This window comes from Spirochaetota bacterium, assembly GCA_004297825.1.
Lineage (GTDB): Bacteria > Spirochaetota > UBA4802 > UBA4802 > UBA5368 > FW300-bin19.
The window spans coordinates 37,533-46,743 of record SCSX01000049.1; the positions used below are offsets into that span (position 1 = coordinate 37,533).

The following is a 9,211-nucleotide window of genomic DNA, read 5'->3' on the forward strand; positions in this document are numbered from 1 at the left end:
ATGGGGTCGCCGATGCGCCCGTTCGCGCGATCACGGCTTGCTTCCGCGGGGTGTGCGATGAAAATTTGCATTTCTCCCATTTTCGGCAGCACAAGCATACAGAGGCGGCGGCCCCGCGTCAGCAACAAAATACTTTTCCCGGGAATTTGCGCCGTTTTCCGGCCTCGCGAAACAGTTGAAGCCGTCGTCTGCGAAGGTGCTGCGCGCGGAAAATTCTGCTTTGCCGGGGCGCACCCCCGGTATATAAAAAGACATGATCGATCCGACTGACACGGGCTTCACCCTGCAGGTGTTCTCCCACTCCGGATACCGAGATGGGGAACGTCCCTACCGTATCAGGATGGGCGATCATGAGCTCGCCGTTCGGGAAATCCTCGACCGGTGGTACGACCCCGGCGGGGAATATTTCAAGCTCCGGTGCGACGACGGCGGCATCTACCTGGTATTTCACGATTCATCGAACGACCGGTGGTCGCTCACACACTACCTGAAAAATACGGAAAAGGAGGACGGGCGTTGATACACCGGGCCGTTATCGGCGCGTGCATGGTGACGGGCGTGCTGCTTGCCGCCGCGGCGGGCTGCGACGCGCCGGAATATGCGCACACGGGCGAGCGCGAAGGCCGGTACGGCTACCCCGTGGAATTGCGCTACGAAACCCCCGACGGGTGGACAATCCACGCCACCCTCTCCCTCTCACCGCGGGCGCGCCGCCCCCTGCTCATCGACATCCATATGCTCCAGGCGGACCGCACCTACTACCCCGTGCGGCGCGAAACCCTGGAATTTTGCAGCGTGCTCGTGATCGACATGCGCGGTCACGGGGATTCGCTCTCGTACCGCGGGCAGACGCGCTCCTGGGAAACGAACGAGGGCAATATGTACTGGGGATCGTTCGACGATATCCGGGGGGGTATTCGATCCGTGGAGAAGGATCATGGCGCGTGGGTCGATACCGGAAAAATATTCCTCGAGGGAAACAGTTATTCCTGCGTTCTCATTCTCCAGTATTTCCTGGCGCACCCTGAAGGCGTGAGGGGTCTGATACTCATGTCCCCCGGAGACAGTTACGGCCAGAGCGTCACGCAGGCCTACTCCACGCTTCTCTCTAGCGCGTCACCGGCGCCTGTGTTCCAGGTGTGCTCTACGGGGGACTATTACTGCAACAATCCGGTTGCCGTCATGGAAAACATCTGGCGCACGCGCATGGCTGCGGGCGCATCGGGCGCGCTTCCGCTCATGAAATTCGTGATGGAAGAGGGCCGCGTCCACGGCACCCATTTCCTCTATACGCACCGGCACCGCTACCCGGGGACGATCATCGCGTGGATGAAGCGCGTGCTCGGCGAGCCCGATTGAGACCTACTCATTACCCACAAGTCAAAAAACGCCCCCCATACCCCCCGGCGCCCCTCGATCAATCCTCCTTCCAATCGAGCTCGGCGACGGCGACCTCGCCCTTCGTGAGCGAGGCGACCCACGGCCAGCCCGCGGTCGTAATGTACCATTTCCCGCCGGTGAAAATATATTCGGGTGCGTGCGCCTCCAGAACGGCGGCGAGCGCCGGGGAGTTCCCCTTCCCGCGGTAGGTGCCGAACGAGTACGGGTTCGTGCTGCGCAGGACGAGCGTCTCGTTGTACGAGCCCCGGTCCGGCCACACGCCCAGCGACAGCAAGAGCGGATTCCAGAAAAATGAATCGTTGTTGTAGGTCACCGACAGGAAGTACCTGCCGTTATGCGCAAACACGAACGGCGATTCGGCGGAGGACTGCGCCCCCGCCCTTTCCGCGCCCCACCCCATCGCAAGCGCGGGGCCGATATACTGCCAGTGCGCGAGGTCGAACGACTGGTACGCGTCCACCGAGGAATAGTAGCCGTCGCGCGCGGTCGCGTACATGAGCCACTGGCGTTGGGCGACCTTGAATACCATGGGATCGCGGAACTGCGGATTATGCGGAAGGAAGGAGCGATCGCCCTCCTCCTTCCAGGCGTAGCCGTCCGTGCTCGTCGCGAGGTACGCCCGGTGCGGCGAAAACCACAGGTAGTACCGGTCCTCGACGATCACGTGGGGCGCCCACGCGAGCCGGCCGAAATCGGCGACGGGGTCGCGCTCCTCCATCATGGAACCCTCCGGCGGGGGAAACTCGCGCGATACCCCGTGCGCGAAATATTTTTCCTTCGCGTAATCCCCCTCGCCAAAGGCCGTGATGCCCACTATATGCCACACGCCGTCGTGCGAGCGGAACACCGTGTGATCGTTCAGGTAGTCGCCCGTTTTTGAAGGGCGAAACACGGGGCGCCACGCGGACGCGATGCGGGGGGTCATCGCCGCCGCCCGGCGGTGCTGCGCGGTTGCGCACGCCACGGTGTGATCGAACGCGCCGTCGCCCGACTGCACCCGGAACAGGTACCGGGAACCCGGCTCGAGGTTTTCCACGAGGCAGCTCCCGTAGCGCGTCTCCGCGACACGCGTCTCGCCCGCGGGCTCAATGCGGAATACCGCGTAACGCTGTTTTTCCGGGTCGGCGATCCATCCCAGGTGGATCCAGTCGGGGCCGGAGTTCGTCCGTACCCCGAATTTCTCCTGGTAGAAGGGGATCTCGTCCCTGCGTATCGAGGCGTAAAAATCGGTCTTCGCGGGAAGGTCGATGACGACCCTGACCGCGATTTCGAGAAAAAGAAAGAGCGCGCAGGGGGCGAGAAGCAGTATCAGAACCTTTCTCTTACGCTTCATCGCCTGCCCCCGCTTCCCCCGGCTCACGGAAACCGGACAAACGCATACGAGAGGGGGCGCACCTTTACTACCGGCTCACCCTTGACCGGAAGCTCCTCGCCTGCGAGCGTCGGCAGCGTTCCGTCGCCCGTAACCGCGAGCGGCGCGCCGTTCAGGAGCACGACCGGGCCCAGGATGTCGGGCGCGTTCAGGCGGTACACGACCACCTTACGGTCCTTCATCGCCGGGAAGGTCACCGCGGCGTCCCGGTCATGGTTCAGGTTGATCACGAGCGCGCACAGTCCGCCCCCGGGCGAATCGTGGGCATACACGCGTACCTTGGAGGTCCCCTCGCCTTCGACCTGGACGCTATAGGATTTCCGGCCCATCAAACGTTTCCAGAGAAGCGAGTTCCAGTAATCGGGACGCGGGGTGAGAGTCTCCTGGTCGATCATCCCGTAATTCGAGCCGCACAGGGTCTGGCGCACCACCACGGCGTGGCCCGAGCGCGCGAGGAGCCCCAGCTCGTCCATCCACCACAGCCCGGAGATATAGACGTCCGATACGCCCGGCTCCCCGCCGTACTGCGCGTTCCCGGTCTCGCCCAGCCACACGGGTTTGCCCGGGGCGTATGCATCCCTGAGTTTTGTGACCTGCGCCGCCCAGTGACCGGCCTCGTCGAGGTAACCGGGATCCAGCAGGCGGGCCGGGTACGCGCGCCGCGAACCCACGGGTCCCCTGCGGGACTGCTGCGGGTAATAGTGCCAGCCCACGACATCGAAGAGCGCGCCGGCGCGCGCGAGGTAAGGCCCCTGGGTTCCGAATATGAGACCCAGGGGCTCACCCAGGACGGGCCAGATGGCGCTCGCCTGCCCCGTGCACAACGATGCAGGGTGATGCTTCTTCGCGAGCGCGCGCAGGGACGCGAGGTCCTTCTCGTACTGCTCCGCGCTCACCGTTTTGGACGGTCCGTACGCGTACCAGAACAGGTTCAGCTCGTTGCCCAACTCCCATATCGCGACGCGCTGGCCGCGCTTCGCCGCGTAGGCCATGAGCGATTCGGCGTTCGCGCCGTCCCAGCTCCCGTCCGGCCTGCGCGACGAGGGGCCCGTGTTCAGGGTGAACACGAACTTGAGCCCGTTACGCGCGTTAAACGCCAGGGCCTCGTCCCACTGCTTCCTGTTCATAAGCGACTCATAGCGCGCGGGCGGGGCTTTGCGCTCCTTCCCGTCGTCGTCCATGTCATAGTATATTCTATCCGCCTCCGTGCCGCCTATGCGCAGGTAGGCCGGCGCGAGCCCGCGCGCGAGAATGTCCATTTTCGGACTGTTGAAATCGAATACGGGGGCGTGCTTTTCGCCTCCTCCCATCTCCACGCGGTCGGCCTTGGGATTCCACCATTTCCCGCCCACGAGCTGCGAGCTGTCGATCGCGAACGATATGAATTCCGGGTCGACCGTGTTGACCGGCTTCGCGGCGTCTATGCGCACGCGCACGACGCTCTCGGGAGCAGCACCGGGATGCAGGGAGGCGTCACGGCGCTCCAGGACGAGCGAGGGTGCGGACTGGCCCTTGATGAACTCGGAGAATCCCCCGCGGGAGTTCCAGACCCCCACCCTGACGAGCACAAAGAAAAAAACGAAGACGACACCGGCACCGATAAGTAATTTCTTCCCCTTCATGGAAAACTCCTCCTAGAGGCGTGACGCGAACGGGCGCCACCTGGCCTCGATTTTTCCGGCGCGCAGCGCCAGGACCTCGTCGAATTGCATAAGGGCGTCCCCCTGCAGGGGATGAAAGAAGACGAAATCTCCCACGGAAAGCGCGACCTTTTTCGAGCCGTTCAACATGCCCTGGGAGGGGAGCATGTTCTCGTTGGGCGGGCTCCCGGTGAGCGCGTTGATCGATACGCCCGCCGGCGCGAGGATGATGTCCGACCATCCGCCCCCGCTCACGTAGAACGTCAGGGCCGTATTGGGGTCCCACCATGCGACGACCGAATGGAACGCCTCTATGAAGGGCACGCCGAACCCATCCATTTTCTTGAGCACCGGCGCGGCGAGGAAAAGGGCCGGGATGTGCCCCGCGAGCGTGAAGGTATCGAAGGTGGAAGGCATCACCAGGCACGAGCCGGCGGCCACGTCGTTCACCGGCATGGACGCGTCGTACAGGGAGTACGTCGTGCTCCCTCCCCCGTTGAACGAAAGGTCCCCGGTGAAAAGCGAGGGAAATTTATTTCGTCCGTAATCCACGAACGCGGCGTAGCGCACCATCACCTTCGCGAATTCCTTCCTGATCGCCGATTCCCTGGAACCTATGAAAAACGGCACGTGCGTCACGTGCCCGTCATATCCCATGAACCCGGAAAACACCAGACGGCCCGGGTTCGCGGTTATGAGATCGAGGAGCGGGGCGAGCTCTTCGGGGGCGCGCGCGCCGCCCCGGTGCAGACCCACGTCTATTTCAAGATTTACGCGAAGCGTGAGGTTCCTGCGCGCGGCGAAGTCCCGGTACTCGGCGAGCCTTTCCTTCGAATCGATGAGCCACTGCACCGCGTGCAGCGCCTCGGTGCGCAGGTGCGCGGGAAGCGCGTCGTAGAACGCCTCTACCGCCGCGACGGGAAAGGGGCGGCCGGGAAGCATATCGGTCCCGGGGCCCGCGTGCCGGAGCATCTCGCTCATGTGCGACAGGTGGAAGGGCATGAGCCTTTTCGTACCCGCCTTTTTCATGATATAGAGCAGCAGGTCCGGCGCGGGAAGCGATTTCATGACAATACGGTAGCGCAGCGGCGGGACTATGGCGCGCGTGACCAGCGCGATATTCGCATCCAGCCGGTCCATGTCGAGCGCCGCGCGCGGCTGCGCGATGCCGGCCGCCTTGAGCGAGGCGTTCATGCCGGTGAAATACGGCCCGTAGCCGCCGCCGGCGTCACCGGGCTTGCAGACGAATCCCGTTACGGCGATAAGCACGGCGATACCCGCCGCGATGATGATGCGATTACGCACACGCGCTGTCATAATGATTCCTCCGTATAAGGTCGCTTTTACCCGGGAAGCCATGGCGAACCGCACGACGGGATTCTTGCACCGCACGCGCGAATTGTCAAGAGAGGAATTGAATTGACGTTCAGTAAGCACATGTCCCGCGCCGGGACGCGTATCGGCGCGAAGCGCGTAGTTTCGAGGCGGGAGGGGGCCGATACGCTATTCGGCGGGGGAAGACAGCTCCAGGAATCGCAGCCACGCGGCGACGAGCTCGCGGAAATCGGCGATATCCATGTACAGGGGCGGCGCGTCCCCGGATTCCGGGATGATGCGCACATCCTTCACCGAAAGCACCAGGGTATTCGCGTTCCCGGTTTCCTGAAAGCGCTCAAGCCTCCCGGCCAGGATATCGTCCACCGCGGCGAGAATCCGTTTTGCCTGCGCCGCGCTCCCCTGGATGTCCGATTCCAGGTAGTCCCCGGCGCGCTCGTGCGGCCCGTCCATTTTCGCGCGCGCATCGCCGTCGGAATCGTAAAAGAAGTCGAAGGTCATGACCTAGCGTTCCTCGCGGTATATCGGGTAGGCGGTATTGATATCGCCGTTGTCCATGACGTAGCCCTCGATCGTGAAACCCCTTCCCGAGGGACCGTTGAACTTATACGCCTTGAAGGAGGTCCTGTTGCGATACGCGTGCAGGACCGCCTGGATCACCTCTTCCTTCTTCATGGAATCGGGGAAGAAGGTGGATATTTTTTTCCTGTCCTTCGCGCCCACCCAGACCTGCGCCATGTAGACGTTCTTCCTGTTGGGACCCTGTATCTTTTCGAGCACTCCTGCGTCCCCCGGATCGCCGCCGCCCGGCCTCGAATGGTAGCCCACCGGCCTGCCGTGCTCGTTGATCTCCCCGTGGAAAATGTGGGTGAGATTCACCCGGGGGCTCGTGTCCGACCATTCAACATGGGGCTTCCGCGAGCAGTCGACGGCGCACAGGAGAACAAGCGCCGCCATGAAACCGGTTAATCTGCGCATCATAAAAATGCCTCGTATCTGCGTGTGTGACGGAAATGAGCAAGAGGTAACGTCGTCTTGCACTATCAAGTGTGTCGGGATGGGCGTTTTTAGCAATAAGAATTTTTTGGGGAATTTATGGGTGGTGTAGCAGCCCCCGCCGAATTACTGTTACCGAACAACGGAAGGAGAACCGCGAATGCACGCGAATAAAGACAAATAGACGCGAATATCTTTCTCCAAATTCGCGTTCATTGGCGTTCATTCGCGGTTTCCCAACTCTCAGGTTGAAGCGGTTGTTAGCTGAAATTTTTCAAGTATGATCTAATCTGCATTTTAAATAGCTCCTGGCTATATTGGACGCTCTTTTCCTTTTCCTTAAATTTTTTATCAAACTCTGCTACTTGACTATTATCAAAATTATAAACATCACTTTGCTTAATCTTCCATTTTTTATTTCCGAAGAATCCAGGCCGCGTCTCCAATACAAGTAATCCCAATGGAAATTCTCCATCCATATTACTTACGTTATAATCAATTCCATTTTTAAATCCATGCTTACAATAATTGTGAGGATCACCATAAATTATTATTGCCGGAATATTTCTTTCTTGTACTATCATTTTTGTTTTTTCAATCAGCGCCGTACCAATTCCCTTCCTTTGATAGTCTGGGTGGACACAAAAAGGACCAAATGAAACAATTTCCACCTTTTCCTGGTCCTCTCCAATAAGCATGGATTTTGTATACATAATTGAACCAACAATATTTCCTTCAATTTCCGCAACACAATCAAGGTCTTTAATAAAGTCTTTGTGATCGCGTAATATATGAGATAAATAGTGTTCATCACATCCAGGAACATATAAATTCCAAAATGCTTCTCTTGTTAATTCTTCGACTTTAGAATAATCTTGTTCATTTTCCAGACGAATTGTTATTTTCATGCCATCTCCTATTCTGCGCGAAGCGTCCAGCTAATGATAGCGTCTAATTGACGGTATTTTTGCGAAACTGCCCCAAGATATAATTTTTCTTATTCATCTTAGTTTAATTGCTAGGTGCTAAAGCTCACTTAAAATTTCTATTGGTACTTCCTCTTTTTTAATTAATTCATTCTTACTATTGAAATATTTTACTTCTTCTGATTGTTTGTATTTATCATTTAAACAGACTTCTTTGTCATCTTTTTTAATACACCTCAAGCAAGATGTTTCATTGTATGATTCAATTCTATATATTTCCAAAGTATTAATATTTATTACTGTTGTATATTTTTTAAAAAAACCGCCACAAGGTCTACCTTCGCCTGCTTGAATATAGAAAAAGGCATATTCATTATTTACTTTTTCTAAATATCCGATGGATTTATTTTTGAAATCTGTATAAATCACTTTTCCATTTTTTGAAATTATATTTATACATCGAGATTCACCATAACCACTACAGCTACTTCCGGAGTTTGTTTTCGGATTTAAAGTGATTATTCGTATTTCTCCAATTACATTAAGTTCACATATTTTGGCATTGGCATCGTCAATAACTGTTTTTATAATTTTTTTATCGACTGTTTCGGAATTTGAAATGCTTTCATCACCAGTAACCAGTTGCGAACTATAAATCCATCCTTTTTGTTTGCCAGTTGAAGTACGTGCTGTAACTTCAGCCCATCTGATCGGTATATATTTTACTTTTTCAATTTCTATTTTGATTGATTCAATTTGAACATTATCTACTGAATCAGCTATTCGACGACTTAGGATATCAGGTTTCTCATAAAGGATGAATGGCAAATCTCCATTCAGAAAACCACCAATTTCGTGGTGTTTGAATATCTCATAATCAGGATTAATTTTTAAGTCGCCAGAGAAAACCCAACCGCGTAAATCGTACCATGCAACTCGAACCCAGAATCCATTTTTATCATCAATATTAATTTCTGTTGATTGAGCTTCATGAAGTATTAACATAGCCCCATATGGTAATACTTTAAGAACATTTGAATCCAATGTGGGCTGTTCTCTAATTTTAATGCCGTTTTTCGTTGAAACATACATATTCATACTTAGAGACAGTGGAAGACCGTTGTTCTTATTTTTATCAGCAGGATTCGCTTTACATCCAATTGTAAATAGCACAAAAACAAGAGTAAGACTAATAGTTCTCACTAGAACCTCCATTTTTAGCTTTGGCACACAACGTCCCTGGTGTATACGACGTTTTCACCGTAGCGATAGCGAAGGTGAAAATTTTCCGGGGCGCCCGTTTTCATATCTTGGGCGCGTAGGCCGAGGGCACAGCGACGAATCGTATGATGCTGTGTTATATGCAGTCGCCCCGCCTCTTTTATAATATTCAAACGAAACACGGATGTTGAGCTTAAAATATTTGGCGCTTCAGGAAACCGTGTGGAAAACTGACAAAATGACGATACTGAAGATATGAAAGAGACTCTGGAAGAATTTTACAATCATTTATTGGGAATAGAAAGCCCCTGGGAAGTGGA

9 protein-coding genes are annotated in these 9,211 nt (G+C 55.7%); 2 read left to right on the top strand and 7 right to left on the bottom strand.

All coding sequences use genetic code 11. The features are described 5' to 3' along the window. Nucleotides 1–253 precede the first annotated feature (253 nt). Entirely contained in the window at nt 254–520 is a 267-nt protein-coding gene (locus tag EPN93_10200; protein TAL35502.1) for a hypothetical protein, read from the top strand. Next, nucleotides 517–1,359: an alpha/beta hydrolase gene (locus EPN93_10205; GenBank protein TAL35503.1), complete on the top strand. Its 843-nt coding sequence runs from the start codon at nt 517–519 to the stop codon at nt 1,357–1,359. The genes EPN93_10200 and EPN93_10205 overlap by 4 nt, the downstream gene beginning before the upstream one ends. 58 nt (nt 1,360–1,417) lie before the next feature. Here the strand turns inward: EPN93_10205 and EPN93_10210 are convergent, their stop codons facing one another. The 7 genes from EPN93_10210 to EPN93_10240 all read right to left on the bottom strand — a co-directional run bounded on the left by EPN93_10210 (nt 1,418) and on the right by EPN93_10240 (nt 8,900). Further along, nucleotides 1,418–2,734 carry a hypothetical protein gene (locus tag EPN93_10210; protein TAL35504.1) on the bottom strand — a complete coding sequence of 439 codons (1,317 nt, stop codon included), beginning with the start codon at nt 2,732–2,734 and terminating at the stop codon, nt 1,418–1,420. Nucleotides 2,735–2,757: 23 nt separating this feature from the next. Next, nucleotides 2,758–4,395 (bottom strand): glycoside hydrolase, encoded by a 1,638-nt coding sequence (locus EPN93_10215; protein ID TAL35505.1) that lies wholly within the window; start codon nt 4,393–4,395, stop codon nt 2,758–2,760. Between the two features lie 12 nt (nt 4,396–4,407). Then, entirely contained in the window at nt 4,408–5,850 is a 1,443-nt protein-coding gene (locus EPN93_10220; GenBank protein TAL35506.1) for a hypothetical protein, read from the bottom strand. 66 nt (nt 5,851–5,916) lie between these two features. After that, nucleotides 5,917–6,249, bottom strand: coding sequence for a hypothetical protein (locus EPN93_10225; GenBank protein TAL35507.1), 333 nt, complete (start codon nt 6,247–6,249; stop codon nt 5,917–5,919). Between the two features lie 3 nt (nt 6,250–6,252). After that, nucleotides 6,253–6,729 (bottom strand): hypothetical protein, encoded by a 477-nt coding sequence (locus EPN93_10230; GenBank protein TAL35508.1) that lies wholly within the window; start codon nt 6,727–6,729, stop codon nt 6,253–6,255. A gap of 275 nt (nt 6,730–7,004) precedes the next feature. After that, nucleotides 7,005–7,646 (bottom strand): N-acetyltransferase, encoded by a 642-nt coding sequence (locus tag EPN93_10235; GenBank protein TAL35511.1) that lies wholly within the window; start codon nt 7,644–7,646, stop codon nt 7,005–7,007. A 123-nt stretch (nt 7,647–7,769) separates the two neighbouring features. Then, the gene (locus EPN93_10240) at nt 7,770–8,900 is read right to left on the bottom strand and encodes an SH3 domain-containing protein (protein TAL35509.1); all 1,131 of its coding nucleotides are present in this window, start codon (nt 8,898–8,900) and stop codon (nt 7,770–7,772) included. Nucleotides 8,901–9,211: the final 311 nt, after the last annotated feature.